The organism is Paenibacillus sp. 01T424 (genome assembly GCF_056398745.1).
Map to the genome: position 1 here is coordinate 36,366 of NZ_JBFTPZ010000013.1, position 19,869 is coordinate 56,234.

At 43.6% G+C, this 19,869-nt stretch carries 20 protein-coding genes; 15 read left to right on the forward strand and 5 right to left on the reverse strand.

Annotated features, from left to right (window positions below):
• Window positions 1-55: 55 nt before the first annotated feature.
• From dxs to spo0A, 7 genes are all read left to right on the forward strand, one after another.
• Entirely contained in the window at window positions 56-1,954 is a 1,899-nt protein-coding gene (gene dxs, locus AC1DPK_RS12520) for a 1-deoxy-D-xylulose-5-phosphate synthase (RefSeq protein ID WP_477510520.1), read from the forward strand.
• Between the two features lie 16 nt (window positions 1,955-1,970).
• Complete coding sequence (locus AC1DPK_RS12525) at window positions 1,971-2,804, forward strand: TlyA family RNA methyltransferase (RefSeq protein ID WP_441910399.1); 834 nt, start codon at window positions 1,971-1,973, stop codon at window positions 2,802-2,804.
• 179 nt (window positions 2,805-2,983) lie between these two features.
• A complete protein-coding gene (locus tag AC1DPK_RS12530; RefSeq protein WP_441961172.1) occupies window positions 2,984-3,451 on the forward strand; it encodes a hypothetical protein in 468 nt (155 codons plus the stop codon).
• Window positions 3,452-3,467: 16 nt separating this feature from the next.
• A complete protein-coding gene (gene ahrC, locus AC1DPK_RS12535) occupies window positions 3,468-3,920 on the forward strand; it encodes a transcriptional regulator AhrC/ArgR (protein WP_076266962.1) in 453 nt (150 codons plus the stop codon).
• Window positions 3,921-3,936: 16 nt separating this feature from the next.
• Entirely contained in the window at window positions 3,937-5,649 is a 1,713-nt protein-coding gene (recN, locus tag AC1DPK_RS12540; protein WP_441883314.1) for a DNA repair protein RecN, read from the forward strand.
• A 123-nt stretch (window positions 5,650-5,772) separates the two neighbouring features.
• The gene (gene spoIVB, locus AC1DPK_RS12545; protein ID WP_477510521.1) at window positions 5,773-7,101 is read left to right on the forward strand and encodes a SpoIVB peptidase; all 1,329 of its coding nucleotides are present in this window, start codon (window positions 5,773-5,775) and stop codon (window positions 7,099-7,101) included.
• A gap of 297 nt (window positions 7,102-7,398) precedes the next feature.
• Window positions 7,399-8,211, forward strand: coding sequence for a sporulation transcription factor Spo0A (gene spo0A / locus AC1DPK_RS12550; RefSeq protein WP_076266965.1), 813 nt, complete (start codon window positions 7,399-7,401; stop codon window positions 8,209-8,211).
• Between the two features lie 756 nt (window positions 8,212-8,967).
• Here the strand turns inward: spo0A and AC1DPK_RS12555 are convergent.
• Both AC1DPK_RS12555 and AC1DPK_RS12560 read right to left on the reverse strand, forming a co-directional pair.
• Window positions 8,968-10,188, reverse strand: coding sequence for a GNAT family N-acetyltransferase (locus tag AC1DPK_RS12555; RefSeq protein WP_076267026.1), 1,221 nt, complete (start codon window positions 10,186-10,188; stop codon window positions 8,968-8,970).
• Window positions 10,189-10,477: 289 nt separating this feature from the next.
• Window positions 10,478-10,645 (reverse strand): mechanosensitive ion channel protein MscL, encoded by a 168-nt coding sequence (locus tag AC1DPK_RS12560; RefSeq protein ID WP_144376707.1) that lies wholly within the window; start codon window positions 10,643-10,645, stop codon window positions 10,478-10,480.
• A 136-nt stretch (window positions 10,646-10,781) separates the two neighbouring features.
• On the opposite strand from AC1DPK_RS12560, the gene coaD reads away from it, so the two are divergent.
• Window positions 10,782-11,264: a pantetheine-phosphate adenylyltransferase gene (gene coaD, locus AC1DPK_RS12565; protein WP_076267027.1), complete on the forward strand. Its 483-nt coding sequence runs from the start codon at window positions 10,782-10,784 to the stop codon at window positions 11,262-11,264.
• A 91-nt stretch (window positions 11,265-11,355) separates the two neighbouring features.
• Here the strand turns inward: coaD and AC1DPK_RS12570 are convergent, their stop codons facing one another.
• The gene (locus tag AC1DPK_RS12570) at window positions 11,356-11,649 is read right to left on the reverse strand and encodes a DUF2627 domain-containing protein (RefSeq protein ID WP_054024305.1); all 294 of its coding nucleotides are present in this window, start codon (window positions 11,647-11,649) and stop codon (window positions 11,356-11,358) included.
• Between the two features lie 216 nt (window positions 11,650-11,865).
• Here AC1DPK_RS12570 and lpdA point away from each other — a divergent pair, with 216 nt between their 5' ends.
• The 5 genes from lpdA to lipB all read left to right on the forward strand — a co-directional run bounded on the left by lpdA (window position 11,866) and on the right by lipB (window position 17,565).
• Complete coding sequence (lpdA, locus tag AC1DPK_RS12575) at window positions 11,866-13,293, forward strand: dihydrolipoyl dehydrogenase (RefSeq protein ID WP_477510522.1); 1,428 nt, start codon at window positions 11,866-11,868, stop codon at window positions 13,291-13,293.
• Window positions 13,294-13,389: 96 nt separating this feature from the next.
• Window positions 13,390-14,424 carry a thiamine pyrophosphate-dependent dehydrogenase E1 component subunit alpha gene (locus tag AC1DPK_RS12580; RefSeq protein ID WP_430057921.1) on the forward strand — a complete coding sequence of 345 codons (1,035 nt, stop codon included), beginning with the start codon at window positions 13,390-13,392 and terminating at the stop codon, window positions 14,422-14,424.
• Entirely contained in the window at window positions 14,424-15,407 is a 984-nt protein-coding gene (locus AC1DPK_RS12585; RefSeq protein ID WP_076267031.1) for an alpha-ketoacid dehydrogenase subunit beta, read from the forward strand. The genes AC1DPK_RS12580 and AC1DPK_RS12585 overlap by 1 nt, the downstream gene beginning before the upstream one ends.
• Before the next feature lie 110 nt (window positions 15,408-15,517).
• On the forward strand, window positions 15,518-16,840 hold the full coding sequence (locus AC1DPK_RS12590) for a dihydrolipoamide acetyltransferase family protein (protein ID WP_477510523.1): 1,323 nt from the start codon (window positions 15,518-15,520) through the stop codon (window positions 16,838-16,840).
• Between the two features lie 17 nt (window positions 16,841-16,857).
• Complete coding sequence (gene lipB, locus AC1DPK_RS12595; RefSeq protein ID WP_339203337.1) at window positions 16,858-17,565, forward strand: lipoyl(octanoyl) transferase LipB; 708 nt, start codon at window positions 16,858-16,860, stop codon at window positions 17,563-17,565.
• Here lipB and prli42 read toward each other — a convergent pair.
• Window positions 17,551-17,652, reverse strand: coding sequence for a stressosome-associated protein Prli42 (prli42, locus tag AC1DPK_RS12600; RefSeq protein ID WP_161807522.1), 102 nt, complete (start codon window positions 17,650-17,652; stop codon window positions 17,551-17,553). The two genes, lipB and prli42, sit on opposite strands and share 15 nt — an antisense overlap.
• 96 nt (window positions 17,653-17,748) lie before the next feature.
• Here prli42 and AC1DPK_RS12605 point away from each other — a divergent pair, with 96 nt between their 5' ends.
• On the forward strand, window positions 17,749-18,882 hold the full coding sequence (locus AC1DPK_RS12605) for a M20/M25/M40 family metallo-hydrolase (protein WP_477510524.1): 1,134 nt from the start codon (window positions 17,749-17,751) through the stop codon (window positions 18,880-18,882).
• A 137-nt stretch (window positions 18,883-19,019) separates the two neighbouring features.
• Here AC1DPK_RS12605 and mciZ read toward each other — a convergent pair whose 3' ends face one another.
• Complete coding sequence (gene mciZ / locus AC1DPK_RS12610; RefSeq protein ID WP_339203333.1) at window positions 19,020-19,184, reverse strand: Z-ring formation inhibitor MciZ; 165 nt, start codon at window positions 19,182-19,184, stop codon at window positions 19,020-19,022.
• A 90-nt stretch (window positions 19,185-19,274) separates the two neighbouring features.
• Between mciZ and AC1DPK_RS12615 the strand changes: the two genes are divergently transcribed.
• Window positions 19,275-19,844 (forward strand): NUDIX hydrolase, encoded by a 570-nt coding sequence (locus tag AC1DPK_RS12615; RefSeq protein ID WP_430058061.1) that lies wholly within the window; start codon window positions 19,275-19,277, stop codon window positions 19,842-19,844.
• Window positions 19,845-19,869: the final 25 nt, after the last annotated feature.

Here is a 19,869-nt window from a genome sequence, read left to right on the forward strand (position 1 = left end):
TGTAGATGTACATGGGACAGCAATAAATGCTGTCCGCGAAAGCGAGGAAAGTAACGTGCTGCTTGACCAGATTAACGGACCTCAAGATTTGAAAGCTTTGACAACCGCTCAGCTAGAGCAACTGGCCGCTGAAATCCGTCAGTTCCTTATTGAGAAGCTTTCCGTTACGGGTGGTCATCTCGCTCCTAACTTAGGAGTCGTTGAGCTGACCCTAGCCATGCATTATTTATTTAATAGTCCAGAAGATAAGTTTATTTTTGATGTAGGCCATCAATCCTACGTTCATAAAATTTTAACCGGTCGTATGGATCGGTTTGATACGCTGCGTCAATATAAAGGTTTATGCGGTTTCGTCAAACGTTCAGAAAGCGAACATGATGTTTGGGAAGCTGGACATAGCAGTACATCATTGTCTGCCGCTATGGGTATGGCGCTTGCTCGTGATCTTAAGGGTGAGAGCAATCGTGTAGTTGCAGTTATAGGCGACGGTGCTTTAACTGGCGGTATGGCCTTAGAAGCGCTTAATCATATCGGACACGAGAACAAGAACTTAATCGTTGTCTTGAACGATAATGAGATGTCCATTGCTCCAAATGTGGGTGCATTGCATCACTATTTAGGGAAAATTCGTACAGATCGTCATTATCATAAAGCTAAGGATGAGCTTCAACAGCTGCTCAACAAAATCCCGGCAATCGGCGGGAAGCTTGCTAAGACGGCTGAACGTTTTAAAGACAGCTTAAAATATTTGCTCGTTAGCGGCATATTGTTCGAGCAATTTGGATTTACTTACCTGGGTCCTGTAGACGGACATGATATCGAGCAAGTGATTGATATTATGCGTCAAGCGGATGCAATGCCAGGACCTGTTTTAGTCCATGTATTGACTGTGAAAGGCAAAGGTTATTCTCCTGCCGAAGCAGATTCGTTCAAATGGCATGGCATCACGCCATACAAAATTGAATCAGGCCAAGTAGTCAAAGCAGTTGGCCCGCCAGTATATACTGACGTTTTTGGTCAGATGCTAATTGAGCTTGCTGAGAAGGACGAGCGCATCGTTGCTGTTACTCCAGCAATGCCGGGCGGTTCAGGTTTGCTGCCATTCGCAGCAAGATTTCCGAATCGAATGATCGATGTGGGCATTGCAGAACAACATGCAGCTACCATGTCTGCTGCTTTAGCGATTGAAGGCATGAAACCTGTGTTTGCAGTGTATTCGACTTTCTTGCAGCGAGCATATGATCAAGTCGTTCATGATATTTGCCGTCAGAACCTGAATGTTATATTTGCCATAGACCGTGCTGGATTCGTTGGCCCGGATGGTGAAACACATCATGGTGTTTATGATATTTCATTCTTAAGACATATACCAAATTTGGTCATTATGATGCCTAAGGATGAGAATGAGCTAAGACGAATGCTCAAGACCGCCGTAGAATATAATGATGGCCCAATAGCTGTTCGTTATCCGCGCATTGCAGGATTAGGCGTAGAGATGGAAGCAGATCCGCAAGTATTGCCTATAGGCAAGTGGGAAACCGTACGCGAAGGCGACTCGACCGTTATTATGGCCATTGGACCGATGCTGCAGGTTGCTGAAGAAGCTGCAGACCTTCTCAAGCGTGAAGGCATCAATGTTCAAATTGTAAATGCTCGGTTTATTAAGCCGCTTGATGAAAAGATGCTATTATCGTTTGCTGCAGAAGGCAGGCATATGATTGTGCTTGAGGAAAATGCAGAGCTTGGCGGTTTTGGCAGTTCTGTTCTTGAGTTCTTCTCACTCAAAGGCATTTACGGCTTAACTATTCGGATCATTGGAGTACCTGATGTATTCGTTGAACACGGATCCATTAAAGAACAACGCAAAGAAATTGGATTAACGGCTGATAGAGTTGCAACAGAATTAAAAACGATGCAGCCAAGGCGCATGAAACGAGTTACTGGCAAACAGTAACGTCTGAGGGTGAAAGATGACAACAACAACAGCTAAAGAACGAATAGACGTATTGCTTGTTGAGCGCGGCTTTTATGAAAGCAGAGAAAAGGCAAAAGCGGCTTTGATGGCGGGTCTTGTGCTAGTAAATGACGAGCCTGTTGACAAAAGCGGTATGAAGGTGGCACGTTCGGCAGACATTAAGGTAAAGGGCGCGCTTCATCCTTATGTTAGCCGAGGCGGGCTAAAGCTGGAAAAAGCGATTCGAGTGTTTAATATTGATTTGCGCGAACGCGTTATGCTCGATATCGGTGCTTCAACCGGTGGCTTTACCGACTGCGCATTACAAAATGGGGCATCATATGTATATGCTATTGATGTTGGATATAACCAACTTGATTGGTCGCTAAGACAAGATGAACGCGTTCATGTTATGGAGCGAACTAATTTTCGTTATACGCAGCCAGCTGATTTAGTTGGGCCACCGCCAACATTTGCAACAATTGATGTATCCTTTATTTCGTTAAAACATATATTGCCTGCTTTATCTACGTTATTAACGGTTGGTTCCGGTATTGTAGCTTTAATTAAGCCGCAATTCGAGGCTGGGCGTGAGAAAGTAGGTAAATCAGGAGTTGTACGTGACTCTGGCGTGCACAGAGATGTACTTCGTACCGTTTTGACTGGAGCAGCTGAGATTGGTTTTTCATTGCAGGATATTACGTTCTCCCCAATTACGGGTGGAGAAGGCAATATTGAATTTTTAGCTTATTGGCATTGGTCTGCTGAACCAAATACTGCTGTACCCGATGACAACGCATTAGCAGAGCTAGTGAAACAAGCAAATGAAACCTTTACAACGAATAAATAAATGAGGAAGGTGCCTGGCAGAGTCATAACTGCCGGCATCTTTTTTACTTTACAGCATAGTGCTCCATTTGTTAAACTATAGAAAAGCAAACAAACGTTCGGCAATCGACACAAACAGGAAAATGCCCCCAGCATAGCGAACGAATAAGTATACAATCCATTTGCGAATGGGGGATGCTGATGGGAACCTATGGTGATTGGGCGATCATGCTTGTCGCTGGATGTTTGTTCGTATTGTGGCTGTTCAGAGTGTTTCACCGCTGGCTGCATGAGCCTGCAAGCGTTAGTCGGCTTACGCTCGGCAAGGGCGGTACTCTTTCAGTAGATGATGAAAATATATTGTTGCTGGAGCAAGCTGGGTACGAAGTAACTTCAGGAAAACATTTAGTTCCGATTCCAATCAAGCTTGATGATGTGCCGCTTGGAAAGGGAAGCCGGTTATACATTGATTATATTGCGGAAAAGAATAATTGCACGTATATAGTGAAAACTGCTCGTGACCGGATGCCAATTGACTGGTCGCCGAGCGGTGTAAGAGATCGTTTGCTTGTGTATTCGCTGCTTTTGCCCGAATGCGATGGAATTTTATTCGTGGACGCAAGGGAGAAGTTGATTCGCAAAGTCACGTTTCACATTGCAGACCAATAACTCATGGAGGTTTTTTATGAAGGGGCTTCGTCAATATCGAATTAAAGAAATTATTAGCAATAGTGTGATTGAGACACAAGAGGAGCTTGTAGAAGCGCTTCGCACGACAGGTATGCAAGTAACGCAAGCGACCGTTTCACGCGATATGAAGGAATTAATGCTAATTAAAGTGCCTGCAGGTGAAGGCAAATATAAGTATTCCATTCCGCAAGAGCATCAGAAGCAAAATCCTATTCATAAGCTTAAGCGGGCTTTGCTTGACCATTTTGTACATATTGACTTTACAGATAATCTTGTTGTTATGAAATGTTTGCCAGGGACAGCAAATACCATTTGTGCATTGGTTGATAATATGGAGTGGACTGAAGTAATGGGTACAATCTGCGGAGACGATACGATCTTGATGATTTGCAGAACCAAGAAGCAAAGCAATGAAGTAGTAGAACGATTACTTGAGCTATTGAACTAAGGAGGATGTCAGAGCCATGCTGCGTGAGTTGTCGATAAGGAATTTAGCGGTAATTGAAGAAGTAAACGTTACATTTCATCATGGATTTCATGTATTGACAGGAGAGACAGGAGCAGGTAAATCGATTCTTATTGATGCGCTAAGCTTGCTGGTCGGCGGTAGAGGCTCCGCAGACATGGTACGGTATGGTTGTGATAAAGCTGAAATGGAAGCTTTATTTGACCTTCCACGAAATCATCCTGTATGGGTCGTTCTGAACAAGCTTGGTGTACATGCATCCTGTGATGAGATGTTAGTAATAAGAAGAGAGCTGTCTGCAAATGGTAAGAGCAGCAGCCGTGTGAATGGCCAGCTCGTTACAATGACCATGCTAAGGGAAATTGGCGAATGCCTTGTCAATATTCATGGTCAGCATGAGCATCAATCACTCCTTCGAACAGAACAGCATTTAGAGTGGCTAGATCTATTCGCTGGAGATTTGCTAATTGAACGGAAGCAAATATATCGGACCATATTTTCGCAGCTTCAGCAGGCAAGGGCATCATTACGCGAGCTGGAAAATTCGACTAGACACAATGTGCAAATGCTTGATTTATATCGTTTTCAAATTGAAGAAATATCGAATGCGCAGCTTAAGCCATTGGAAGATGAGCTTCTAACAGAGCAGAGGCGCAAGTTATTGTATGCAGGGAAGAGAATGGACGCCGTATCGGAGGCCTATTCGCTTTTGTATGGAGGCAAAGGGCTTGATATGGTTAGCAAGGCAGTAGCTAAGCTGATAGATATTCAAACTTATGACGCAGCGAAACTAAATCCACTTCTTGAACAGCTTCAATCTGCCTTTTATCAAGCTGAAGATGCTGCATTCCAGCTTCGTGATTATCGTGATGGCATTGAGTCTGATCCTGATCAGCTCTCGCAGGTTGAAGACAGGCTTGATTTAATAAATAGTATGAAGCGCAAATACGGGGAAACAATACCCGATATACTTGCTTATTTAGAGAGGACAATTGTGGATCGTGACAAGATCGAGAACCGTGATCAACTTCTTGAAGAGCTTAAAGCAGAGGAAATGAAGCTTTATGATCAAGCGCTGATTTTGGCACAGGAATTGTCACAGCTTCGGGAGCATGCAGCGACAAAGCTGTCTGAAGCGATTGAGAATGAGCTAGGACAGCTTCAAATGCCAGCGGCTAAGTTTCGTGTGCAAATCGATACGACAGTCGGAGGAGCGGGTGAAACAAAGCAGATTCGCTTGCATAGCAATGGTATGGATGAAGCGATCTTTATGCTCTCTACTAACCCAGGAGAGCCGTTGAAGCAGTTAAGCAAGATTGCTTCTGGGGGAGAAATGTCGCGTATTATGCTCGCCCTTAAGAGCATTTTCGCAGAAATTGATCAAGTTCCTGTACTTATTTTTGATGAGGTCGATACAGGCGTCAGCGGACGTGCTGCTCAGGCTATCGCAGAGAAAATGTCACAGCTTGCATCGAAGTGCCAAGTATTCTCTATAACGCATTTGCCTCAGGTTGCTTGCATGGCAGATCATCATTATGAAATAAGAAAACAAGTCATTGGTTCGCGTACATCTACATCTGTATCGGAACTGCTTGAAGCGGTACGTATCGAAGAACTAGCACGCATGCTTGGCGGAGTGGAAGTAACGGAAAAAACACGGAATCATGCACAAGAAATGCTTGATTTGGCACATAGACAGAAAGGAGCGTAATGGAAGCCAATTAGGGAATGTTTTTGTGGACATAAAACGAACGGGTGAGGGTAACTTAAAGGTACGCCATTGGCGACTTATCCTTCTTCGTCATGCGATGGAAATACAGGGAGCGTGAAATCATTGAACTCCAGTCAAAGGAAGCGATGGTTTGGCCTGGTTCTCGTTTTCTTCATTTGCATGATCGGAAGCTCCACCCCGTTTCAACATTTTGCCGCAATCCCGAATGAACTTCGTTTATTCTCCGGGCAACTGAAACGTTTACAATATGGAGTGCCCGTTCATGCTGAAGTAACGGTCGACCCTCAAATGCTTCAGATTAACGGATCAACCAGTCATTCTTTATCCGTAAATTTGAATGAACCACTGTCACTGCAGTCGAGTCAAAGCGGTCAAACGAAAATGAAAGTGAAATTATTTGGTAAAATTCCATTCAAGACTGTAAAGGTTAATGTTGTACCTGATCTCCGTGTCATTCCAGGCGGTCAAACGATTGGAGTCAAAGTTAAATCATCGGGCATTTTAGTTGTAGGACATCATCAGGTAGCTGGCAGCAACGGCATGAAACAATCCCCTGGTGAGGCCGCAGGACTGCGTTTAGGCGATTTAATTGTGAAGATTGATGGTACAAGCATTAATCAAGTAAACAGGATTGCGGAGCTAAGTGAGAAGGCTGGCAATGAGAAGAAGCCGCTTGAAGTAACCTATAAGCGAGATGGGCAATTAGGCAAGACGCTTTTAAATCCAGTTTATGATGCGGAAGATAAGGCATGGCGATTAGGTTTATATATCCGTGATTCAGCAGCCGGCGTAGGTACATTAACGTTTTATGCACCAGATCAGGGTGTTTATGGTGCATTAGGCCATGTTATCACGGATATGGACACACAAACTCCGATTGATGTTGGCGAAGGCCAGATTTTACAGTCCAGCGTTACGTCCATTAACAAAAGCCAAAATGGCGAGCCGGGAGAAAAAAGAGCGCATTTTGTGAAAGAAAGCAAAATATTAGGCAATGTTGAGCGAAACACTCCGTTTGGCATTTTCGGCAAAATGAATGAAGTTCCTACTCACAGTTACAGTGATAAATCTGTTCCTGTCGCATTTGCTGAAGATGTTAAGGAAGGGCCAGCGCAAATTTTGACTGTTGTGAATGGACAGAAGGTTGAGCGCTTTGATATTGAAATTGTGCATGTATCAAAGCAATCTGGTCCAGCGACAAAAGGTTTGGTTATTAAGATAACGGACAAAAGATTGTTAAGCAAAACCGGTGGTATTGTTCAAGGGATGTCGGGTAGTCCGATCATTCAAGATGGCAAATTAGTTGGAGCTGTCACTCATGTATTCGTTAATGATCCCTCTTCAGGATATGGCTGCTTTATCGAATGGATGCTGCAGGATGCAGGAGTACTGCTGAAGTCGGCAAACGGACATATCGGCGAAGCTGCATAATGGCTTGCTATTAGAAAATAACGCCCTCTTGAGCTGAATAGCAGCTTAGACGGGCGTTATTTTTAATTAAATCCATTTATCTAAAAACCGCGTCAATAGGTAAATGAGCAATGAAATTTGTCGAAGAAGAACGAACATCATCGGTACATGTAATAAATTTTTTATTATATCGAATCCCCGTAAAAAAATAAAGAAAAATAATTTTCGACAGAAGGAATTGAACTCCACATGTCGAAAACTTTAGATTAGACAACTAGTGAGCGAAATCATGAATATCATTTAAGGGAGGACCACAACTTGCATAAGATCGAAGTATTATTAGCAGATGACAACCGGGAATTTACTAACTTGTTATCGGAATACATATCCGAACAAAGTGATATGAGTGTGAGTGGAGTCGCGTATAATGGAGAAGAGGTTTTAAGACATCTGGAGGAAGCAAGAAAAGTTCCTGATGTGCTTATCCTTGATATTATTATGCCTCATTTGGATGGACTAGGTGTACTTGAACGGTTGAAAGAAATTAACCTATCTCCTATGCCCAAGATCATTATGCTGACTGCTTTCGGCCAAGAGAACATTACTCAAAAAGCGGTACAGCTTGGTGCTTCCTATTATATTTTGAAGCCGTTTGACATGGATATTTTAGCTAATCGTATTCGTCAGCTTGTTGGGAACCCAACTTACTCTTCAACGGGCAGCTTCACAACTAGCTCCTCTTCAATGAAATCCAACGTCGTTCCTATCCCTAAAGGGAAAAACCTCGATGCCAACATTACGAGCATCATTCATGAAATCGGAGTACCTGCTCATATTAAAGGTTACCAGTACTTGCGTGAAGCGATTACGATGGTTTATAACAATATCGAAATTCTTGGTGCCATCACAAAAACTCTTTATCCTGCCATTGCTGAAAAATTTAAAACAACGCCATCTCGCGTTGAACGCGCTATCCGCCATGCCATTGAAGTGGCTTGGACTCGTGGCAACATCGACAGCATTTCTCACCTGTTTGGCTATACGATCAACATCAGCAAATCAAAGCCTACTAATAGCGAGTTCATCGCGATGGTGGCTGATAAGCTGAGGATTGAGCATAAAGTTAGCTGAACGTAGAAGGGAGAATCGTTAAAGGAAAACTCGTTTTTTAATAACTATCCGTAATCTAGTTATTGTGTGACTTCATACGTTTCAACTAGGTCATCTTAAATTCGATATGATTTGAATCCACTGCTTTATTGGGCTTTAAACCCCATAAGAGGAGTGGATTTTTTTGTGGGGCTACATGACAAAATTTATAATAAATATTAAATTGTTATTATATTAAAAATTTGGAGTATTAAAGAATGATCTTATATTAAGGGGTTATTTTAAAAAGCTAAATAGAACATGATGTGAGTTATGCAGTTAAGGAGATTATACGTAAATATTTATAAAGGTTTTAGTTAACTATTTTTGAGCATGTTGGTGATCGTAAGAGAGAATGACGAAGTAATAAGGATTTATTGTGTGAGTAAGGCTCAATCTATCAGATTTCTCCTCATGAAGATTCTAACGAACCGTAAAGAGCTTATGTTTACGGAAATAGATGTTTAAAGATTTTAACGAATCATAGCAACGCTATTAGTCACTTTTGATCAATAAAAGAGACCAAATAAAAGAAATAAGGTAACTAGAGTTCGTTACATTTTATTTATTAAGAAATGAAGCCAATTAAAGTTATGGGGTTCGTTACGGTTGGTAATTGATGCTGCATCGTACGTCGTATCACATAAAAAGTTATCATAACGGATAAAAGGAAAAGAAAAATAAGCACCTCATCTCCTCAGGAAAATAGGTGCTTATTTAAAATCACTAACCCTGTTCTCAGAAATAATCAGAGAAATACGGACGCTCCTGATTAATCAATTGCTCCAGTTTTCGAATGGATGCGTCATCGGCTTGCATACGGCCAATACGTGCAAGATAGGTTGGCCGCTTGTAACCCATTAACATCGTCGTTAAAGCGGGAATGTCGATAACTACCGATGGTGCGATGCCGCCATGGGTCATATGGCCTTTTCCGTTTGTGTCTACCGTTAGGGTGAAGGTTCCTTGATTCCATTCAAGCATAGGATCATGGAGATTGATAACGAGTCGGCTTTCCTTTTCTTGCTTTTCAAATGGATACTGCTCGATGAACAATACGATATCTACAATTCGTGCCATGTAATAAGGAGCAATGGTTTCTTTAATATCCCCATCGTCCAATATGAATGCAAGAGGCTCATCCTGATAGATATCCCCTTTTACAAGCGTAATCATTGAGAAATGGGCACTGACAAAGTTCCATAATCCAGTGCGTGCCTCTTCGTTAATATAGATCATTTCTTTCATGTGAAAGATCTCTTCGGCAATCCAATACAGCAAATACCCCATAGGTGAGTCGTTATTGTCGTAATAGATCGCTACGGTCATATCATCTAAATCCCAGCGCAAATACTCTTCCCAAGCAAGCTCGTTTCGCAGCATAGCACCATGGTGCAAGCGGGCAAATTGCTCATATATTGTTTTGATGTCCGGATGTTCAATGGTTACACGTTCAACATGACCAGGCACGTTTTTCAGCTTAGGCAGCTGAGTGTCCGGAACCTCAAAAGAAATTTTATCGGAAATGATCTCCCAGCCTTTACGTCTGTAATAAGGAATTGAGTAGGGGTATAAGTAAGAGATCGATTGTTTCCGCTCACGCATTTTGCTTAAGGCAAGCAGCATGAGCTTATTCATCAAGCCCAAATTGGCATATTCGGGATAGGTTCCGACACCTGTCAGTCCACCCATTTCATAAATATGTCCGTAGATGTTTACCTGAAAGGGATATACAGCAAGCTGAGATATAAGTTTATCGCCATCAAACCACCCTTGAACATCGGCATACTGAAGTACGGGAAGCTTTGCTTTTGCTATCTCTCTGTTCTCCCAGCCGAAGGTTTGTAAATCGCGATTGGTCACTTGAAAAACATAGCGCAATAAATTGTTGAACTGCTCGCCATGCTGGGTTTCGATTTTTTTTAACTTGAGTCTGTCATGCAATTTCCGTCGACTCATAGGTGACAACCTCCATTTATTTAAACATATCCAAGTAGTGTACCATCCCTTAGAAGTGCAAACAAATTAGCCCTAACGGAAGGGAATGCAGCACATGGTCGAATTTGATGATTCAAAATGTTTGTTAGAGAATGGTGAAAAGTTTTCTATATGCTGAGGATGTCCTACAATTGATCTGATTAATCAAAAACAGACATGGATGTGTGTTAAGTAGGTATCGAGGTTGGAGGAGTTGGAAATTGAATATAAAATGGATTTTTTTTCAAAAAAAAAGGCCATCAAGGATGCCTCAGTTGTAAACAACTCTGCGGTTTAAATAAACGTTGCTGCCATATTTCTTGATTAAACCATGCGATTCTGCTTTTATAAAGCTATGAATTTCTTTTAGGCGCTGCGTTTGTGGCTGGATTGTCTCTTTTACTTTTCCATCTACGGTAACATCGAATACTATTTTCATGATTGCACCTCTTTTCTTTTGGTTAATTTCATAATAGTGTTGTTGTATGATGAGATCATAAATTGAAATGCGGACAATTGTAATTTTTTTTGGAAAGCATCATCGCTATGTAAAATATCCAAGGAGAGGTGACAGGATGAGAGCCGTCTACGCAGGAAGTTTTGACCCGATTACACTTGGGCATGTGTCCGTTATAGAGAGAGCCTTTCAATTATTTAGTGAGGTTCATATTATAGTCGCCAATAATCGATCAAAAAAACATCATTTTACGATAGAGCAGCGTACGGAGCTTGTCGCTTTATCTGTGCCAAAGGATGATAAAATCCATATTATTCCTTATGAAGGCATTGTGGCTGACTATATAAATGAGCATGATATTAACGTAGTCATACGGGGAATTAGAAATGCAACTGACCTAGAATATGAACTGCAGCTTGAGCAATATATTCGTAATACTACGTTGGCGGATACGATTTATTTATCTCCATACACGCATTACATGCAAACGAGCAGCTCACTCGTTAGAATGTTTCTTATGTCTGATAAGACGGAGCTGGCAGCTTCGTATATGGTTCCAAAAGCGTATGCGCAAATGCTTGATTACGTGGATTATACCTAGTTTTTTTTAAAATTCATCATAAAAAAAACCGCCAAGCTAGGATCAAAACGATCCGAACATGAGCGGTTTTAATTATGATTGTTGTATAAAACTAGCTTTGTGGCTTTGGCGGACGAGGACGTTTCTGCTTGAACCTAGGAGCAACGTAGTTCCGTTTGCGGTCRCGAAAAAAAGTCCAGCCCGCGATAAAACCTGCACCTGCAGCGAACATGATAAAGCCAAGTAAAAATTTGAGCCATTCAAAATCTGGCGTAATGGTTTCATTTCCGAATTCAGAGAAATACACGAATACCGAATCTTTCATTTTCAGAAAACCGAAGCAAGCAAGTAAGCCTGGAATAACGAGCATGAGGATAGCAATAAAGCGAGCAGCAACTAATTTCATAAATACAGTGTCTCCTTATCGGTCAAAATATACAGTTAGCTCTATCATACCTTTTTACGTGTAGAGTGTCTATTTCGTAAAACGACGATGTTTTCGTCATTAAAAACAGGTACAATAGGGATGGATGACATGTTACAATGCGAATGGGCATCTTAGAGATTTATATGAATAGGCAAAAAAAGTATATAGTTATGGTTATTAGAAGGGAATGATTTTATGGCTATACAGGTAGATGTAGCAGTGCTCGGAGGCGGGCCTGGCGGTTATACAGCAGCCATTCGTGCTGCACAACTAGGAAAATCGGTTGCCATTATCGAAATGGACAAGCTTGGCGGCACATGCCTACATAAAGGATGTATTCCGAGTAAATCGCTGCTCCGGAGCGCTGAGGTATATTCAACGCTGCTTGAAGCAAGCTCATTTGGCATCCAAGTGGCAGATGGGGCGATATCGCTCAACTATGGCAAAGTACAAGAACGTAAGGATCAAACCGTAGAGCAGCTCTATCGTGGACTTCAAAGCTTAATGAAAAAGAATGGCATTCAAATTATTCAAGGAAAGGGCAGAGTCATTGGTCCTTCAATCTTCTCTCCAAAAAGTGGCTCATTGGCCGTAGAGCTGCCTGATGGGGAAATGGAATCGGTTGTATCCACTAATCTCATTATTGCTACAGGATCTCGTCCTCGTACATTGCCAGGTTTAACACCAGACGGCGAATATATAATGACCAGTGATGAAGCGCTAGTTATGGACAAACTGCCTAAATCCGTTATTATTGTCGGCGGCGGGGTTATCGGCGTTGAATGGGCTTCACTTCTGCATGATTTTGGCGTTCAAGTTATTTTGGTAGAAGCGGGCTCCCGCCTTTTGCCTGGTGAAGATACAGAGGTTTCAGCTGAGCTGACAAGAGTGCTGCGTGGACGCGGTGTACGTGTGCTGACTGGCGTTCAACTGCAGACCGATCAATACAAAGGCGAAAACGGTGAAGTGTCTATCGTTGCAGCTACGCAAGACGGTGACGTCATATTGACTGCAGAAAAGCTATTGGTATCCGTAGGACGCCAAGCGAATGTGGAAAACATGGGTCTCGAAAATACCGATGTTCGCACATCGGGCGGTGTGATCGAGGTCAATGCGTTCGGTCAAACGAGCGAGCCGCATATTTATGCCATTGGCGATGTTATTGGCGGTGTTCAGCTCGCTCATGCTGCTGCGCATGAGGGTATAATTGCAGCCGAGCATATTTGCGGTGAGAAACCCGTTGCGATTGAGGCTCATTTGATACCAAGGTGCATCTATTCCCGTCCGGAAATTGCTTCTTACGGCTTGACAGAGGATGGAGCACGCGCGAAAGGGCATGACATCAAGACGGGTAAAATTCCGTTTCAAGCGATTGGCAAGGCTATTGTTTTAGGAGAGAAAGAAGGATTCGTCAAGGTAATCGCTGATCGGAAGACCAACRATATTGTTGGTGTTCATATGATTGGAGCTCATGCAACGGATCTAATATCCGAAGCAGCACTCGCTGGAATTCTGAACGCAACACCTTGGGAAGTTGGCCAAATGATCCATCCTCATCCGACGCTTTCGGAGGCGCTGGGAGAAGCGATGCTTGCCGTAGATGATAGAGCGATATCGTTCTAATGAAGACTGTTTTCTTTTTGGTTCAATTGGAGTTATAATATATATGATCAAGTCTTAGTACCAGGTTATAATAGCGCGCAAAAGGAGGAACACCTTATGACCCAATCTGCTTCTACTGGGCAAAATGTTCGTCATTTGGAATTAGGGCTTAGCGATGAGCAAGCAATTGATATGTACGCAACGATGGTGACTGCTCGCAAGTTTGATGAGCGTATGCTGCTGCTGCAGCGTGCAGGGAAAATCAATTTTCACGTATCAGGTGTAGGACAAGAGGTAGCACAAGTTGCTGCGGCGTATGCACTTAATCGAGAAACAGATTATTTTTTACCTTATTATCGGGACTATGGCTTCGTGCTCTCTGTTGGTATGACACTGCGTGATTTGTTGCTGTCGGTTTTCGCCAAAGCGGAAGATCCAAATAGCGGCGGACGCCAGATGCCTGGCCACTTTGGCTCGAAGAAACTGCGAATCGTCACGGGCTCAAGTCCAGTAACAACGCAGGTTCCTCATGCAGTAGGCATAGCGCTCGCGGCAAAAATGAAAAACAAGCCTCTTGTTAGCTTTGTTACATTTGGTGAAGGTTCGAGCAATCAAGGCGATTTCCATGAGGGCTGCAACTTTGCTGGAGTACATAAGCTGCCTGTTATTTTCATGTGCGAAAATAACCAATATGCAATTTCAGTTCCGATTCACAAGCAATTAGCAGGTACAGTTGCCGATCGTGCACTTGGTTATGGCTTCCCTGGATATCAGGTTGACGGTAACGATGCACTTGAGATGTACCGTGTTGTGAAGGAGGCGCGTGAGCGCGCAATTGCAGGCGAAGGTCCAACATTGATTGAAGCAATGATGTACCGTATTTCACCACACTCTACTTCAGATAACGATCTCGCTTATCGTACGAAGGAAGAAGTTGATTCCAACCGTGCGAAAGATGGCATCCCAAAATATAAGCAATATCTGATTGATTGCGAGATATGGTCCGAGGAGCTTGAAACAGAGCTTCAAGCCAAAATTCGCAAGATGCTTGACGAGGCTACTGAATATGGCGATAAAGCGCCGTTCCCGACGCCGGAATCTACATTGCTGCACGTGTATGCGGATGATGCTGATCAAGGAGGTACGGAATAATGGCAGTTATTGAATATATTGATGCAATTCGCCAAGGGATGAAGGAAGAAATGGAACGAGACGAAGATGTCTTCGTTCTGGGTGAGGATGTTGGTCTCAAAGGCGGCGTCTTTACAACGACCAAAGGATTGCTGGAGCAATTTGGCGAGGATCGTGTACTTGATACTCCGCTTGCAGAGTCAGCCATTGCAGGTGTTGCAATCGGCGCAGCGATGTATGGCATGAAGCCCATTGCTGAAATGCAGTATTCAGATTTTATGTTTCCGGCTACCAATCAAATTATTAGCGAAGCGGCCAAAATCCGTTATCGCTCGAACAATGATTGGACTTGCCCGCTCGTAATTCGCGCTCCTATTGGCGGCGGTGTTTTTGGAGGACTGTACCATTCACAATGTACGGAGTCGGTATTTTTCGGTACACCTGGTCTGAAAATTGTTGCTCCATACCGTGCATACGATGCGAAAGGGCTTCTAAAAGCAGCTGTGCGTGATCCGGACCCTGTATTGTTTTTTGAGAATAAAAAATGCTACAAGCTCATTATGGATGAAGTTCCAGAAGAGGACTATATTGTTCCTATTGGTAAAGCGAATGTTCTTCGCGAAGGCGATGACATTACGGTTATCGGTTATAGTCTGCCTCTTCATTTTGTGGAGCAGGCGGCAGCAGATCTAGCGACGGAGGGCATTAGCGCTCATATTCTCGATCTACGGACGCTTCAGCCTCTGGACAAAGAAGGCATTCTTGAAGCGGTGAGAAAAACAGGCAAGGTGCTTATTATCCATGAGGACAATAAGACTGGCGGCGTAGGTGCTGAGGTTTCAGCGATCATCGCAGAAGAGCTGCTTTATGAGCTTGATGCTCCGATTATGAGACTATGTGGACCAGACGTGCCAGCGATGCCTATCAACCCGCCGGGCGAGAAGTTTTTTATGCTCAACAAAGATAAAGTTAAAGAAGCAATGCGACAGCTAGCGCTTTATTAAAATATAAGAAGTCTAAAGTACTAAGCTTATATGTCACCGCGAAACGTATGCTGCGCCGCCGAAGGACGGCGGTAGCCGTTTACGCCTCGGCCAGTAGGGAGATGTGAATTATGAAAACTATGACGGAAATCGTCGTGCCTCAACTAGCAGAATCACTTGTATCAGCTACCATCGATAAATGGCTGAAGCAGCCTGGCGATTGGGTTGATGTTTACGAGCCTGTCTGCGAGATTATTACAGATAAAGTGAATGCTGAACTGCCTTCCACTGTAGCCGGCAAGCTTGTTCGTATCCTTGTTGGCAAGGGGGAGACCGTTCCAGTCGGCACTCCAATCTGCATAATTGAAACAGAAGGTTCTGCTGAGGATGCCGGAATCGGGGCTGCGGAATCCCAGACGGCTGCACCAAAAGAGGCAACTGCCACACAAGTAAGTGAAATAGATTTGCAAGACGCTCCAATGCGCAATCGTTTCTCACCGGCTGTACAGCAGCTGGCAGCTGAACACTCTATTCGTCTTACTGATGTTCCAGGAACCGGTTTAGGCGGACGTATCACACGTAAAGACGTTCTTGCTTATGTAGCAGCTGGTGGCAATCAAGCCTCTAGCGGGAATGCTGCTGTGCCTGCAGCCCGAACTGTAGATGCTGCTGCGCAGGTTCGTTCTTCTGGTCTGCATTTGACGGAAACGCCAAGGTTCCCAAAAATCGAAGTGGAAGGAGCATCGGGAGCTGGTCGTGGTGATAGCTTCATTGATGTAACGCCAATTCGGAATACGATTGCTCGCAACATGAGACAAAGCGTAAGTGAAATACCGCATGCATGGACTATGATTGAAGTAGATGTAACGAATCTTGTTCTTCTGCGCAATAAGCTTAAGGATGATTTCATGAAGCGCGAAGGCATTAATTTAACGTATTTGGCATTCCTGCTCAAAGCTGTCGTTAATGCAATCAAAGATGTGCCAATCATGAATTCCATGTGGGCTGTTGATAAAATCATTGTGAAGCGGGATATCAACATCGCACTGGCGGTTGGTACAGAGGATTCTGTCCTTACACCTGTTATCAAGAATGCTGATCACAAAAACGTAGCCGGTCTTGCGAAAGAAATTGAAGAGCTTGCTCGTAAAACGAGAGAAGGTAAACTGACGCTGTCTGATATGCAGGGCGGAACGTTTACTGTTAACAATACAGGTTCCTTCGGTTCCATTTTGTCATATCCGATTATTAACTATCCGCAGGCTGCCATTCTAACGTTTGAATCCATTGTGAAGCGTCCCGTTGTCATAAATGATATGATCGCTGTTCGTTCAATGGCTAACTTATGTTTGTCACTTGATCATCGGATTTTGGACGGCGTTATTTGTGGTCGTTTCTTACAGCGTGTGAAGGATAATCTAGAGAGCTTTAATCTAGAAAGCAAATTGTATTAGAAAAGGGGAGCACGATCATGGCTGAAGCGGATAACGCAAAAAGCTTGAGACGGCTGGATGCCCAATATATAGGCATGCTCGATTACGCGGAAGCGTGGGAGCTGCAAAAAACATATATAAAGCAAATTGATAAGGAGGAGCGCAATCAGTCGCTGCTCCTTCTTCAGCATCCGCCTACGTATACGATGGGTTCTGACAAACATCCTGAGCACCTTCTGCTTGATGAGGCAGAGCTTAAGGAACGAGGTATCGCTTTTTATCAAATCGACCGTGGCGGGGATATTACTTATCATGGCCCTGGCCAGCTGGTCGGCTATCCACTTCTTTATCTAGATGCAGTAGGTCTTAATTTGCATGCCTATTTGCGGAGCCTTGAGCAAGTCATTATTAATTGGCTGAGCGAGTATGGTATAGAAGCGGGCAGAAAGCCGGAATATACAGGAGTATGGGTCGGTGATCTGAAAATAGCGGCCATAGGCGTAAAATTTAATAAAGCCCGCCATCAGCGGGGCTTTATTACGAGTCATGGATTCGCTCTTAATATTAAATCTGGCATTGCCGAAGAAGGATTTAGCGGGATTATTCCTTGCGGCATCCAACAATTCGGCGTAACATCCTTTAATGATTTAACAGGGCTTGATTTATCGGTTGAGGAAGCGGCGAACCAATTGCTCCCTCATTTTGTGAAAGAATTCAGATGTGAATTGGATCTAGTAAAGAAATAGTGATCCAAGACCAGCTAGCAAGGATGATAAAACTAATGCCGATACGAGAACGATGGCAACAATTCGAATCAATCGCTGTCTGCGCATATGAAAAACCCCTTTCTTGATTTGGAACGTCATAGCTTGCTATGAGCTTGTCATTTACTCTATTGTATACGAAAGTTATGGACGGAGGAAACGTTAATGATTACAAAAGATCGTTTAGTGAATGAATTTATGGAATTGGTGAAGATAGATAGTGAAACAAAACACGAGCAGGAAATAAGCCGTGTGCTAAAGCAAAAGTTCGAAGCGCTTGGCTTGCAAATTAGCGAAGATGATGCAGCAGCTAAGACCGGGCATGGCGCAGGGAATCTATTTGCAATATGGGAAGCAGAGGGAGCATCAGCATCAGCACCAACGATTTTTTTTACATGCCATATGGACACAGTAACACCTGGTGTTGGCATCAAGCCGCAGCTTGACGCTGATGGTTATATAAGAAGTGATGGAACAACGATTCTGGGCGCTGACGATAAAGCAGGCATTTCTGCCATTTTTGAAGCAATCCGTGTCGTTAAGGAGCAGTCCATTCCGCATGGGCGTATTCAATTCGTCATTACGGTAGGAGAAGAATCAGGTCTACTTGGCGCACGCTCACTGGATGCATCGAAGCTGGAAGCTAAGTTTGGATACGCGCTTGATTCGAATGGTGCCGTTGGTGATATAGCAGTAGCAGCGCCGACACAAGCGAAAGTTACGATCAAAATGTATGGTCGTTCAGCACATGCTGGCGTTAATCCTGAGGATGGGATCAGTGCCATTCAAGTTGCTGCAAAAGCAATTGCAAGAATGCCGCTTGGACGTATAGATAAAGAAACAACGGCGAATATCGGCCGATTCGAAGGCGGCGGCGCTACAAATATTGTGTGTGATTTTGTGACGCTGTATGCTGAGGCGAGAAGCATTGTACAGCATAAGCTGGACAATCAGATTGTTGCGATGCGAAAAGCGGTTGAGAGTGCTGCAGAAGAGTTTGGTGCACGGGGAGAGCTTGAAAGTGAAATCATTTATCCTGCTTATCAATACGATGATGCAGATCCAGTAGTACAGCTCGCCAAAAAAGCAATCACAGCAATCGGCCGTACGCCGCGTACATTCCATTCTGGCGGGGGAAGCGATGCAAATATTTTTAATGGATTAGGCATTCCTACAGTCAATCTAGCTGTTGGCTATGAGCATATTCATACGACGAAAGAACAGATCAAGGTTGATGATTTGGTGAAAACGACTGAGCTTGTCGTTGAAATTATTAAACAAGCGTCTGAAGCACAATAGTTTTAGCGGAGGTCTTAAGAAGCAATAGCTTGCTTGGCCTTTCCGTAAAATGACAGAAAGCCCTTCGATCCTGCGGCTCAGTTTTGGCTGATCGCGGAAGGAGGGTTTTTGTCTAAGTGCATGCGTCCGTGACATGATTAATTCGTTTTTTCCAAAGGAACACGGCGTACGCTGATGACATTGGTATATTCGGACATGGGTGTTCTTGATAAGGATGAAGCAGAAAGCTTGCGGAGCTGATGTTTTATTTCCCAGCCTTTTCCTACTAAGCGCAAGTGATTGAGTGCAACATATTGTTTCATATTAATCTCCCCTGTCGATTTGATATAATGATAGTTATGCAGAGGCAGGACAAGTTATGCGAAAGTATCAAATTCAATTTTAAGGAGCGAATACGAGTGGAAGAGCAGCAAAGAGCTGAGTTGTGGCGTGAGGAAACGATTAAGACAGAGCCTATTTTTGAAGGTAAAATGATTACGCTGCAGGTTGATACCGTCACGCTTGCAGACGGCAGAACAGCAACTAGAGAAATCGTCAAACACCCGGGAGCAGCAGCAGTTATGGCGCTTTTGGATGGAAAGCTGCTTGTAGTGGAGCAATTTCGCAAGCCGCTGGAAAAATTCCAAATCGAGATTCCTGCTGGCAAGCTTGATCCAGGCGAAGACCCGATGACAGCAGCAGCTCGTGAGCTTGAAGAAGAGACGGGTTACCGCTCTGATGATTTGACTCTCCTAAGCGCTTTCTATACATCACCAGGGTTTGCAGATGAGAAGCTATATATTTATTTCACTGATAAAGTGGAGCAGGGCGTAATCAATCCTGACGACGATGAAGACTTGAAGGTCGAAGCCATCACTCTCGAGCAAGCTGAAGCCTATATCCAAGAAGGCCGTATTAGCGACGCCAAAACGATCCTAGCCGTCTACGCTTGGAAACTATACACTTTGACAGGTCGGTTCTAACCGACCCTGTCTTCCCACAACATAC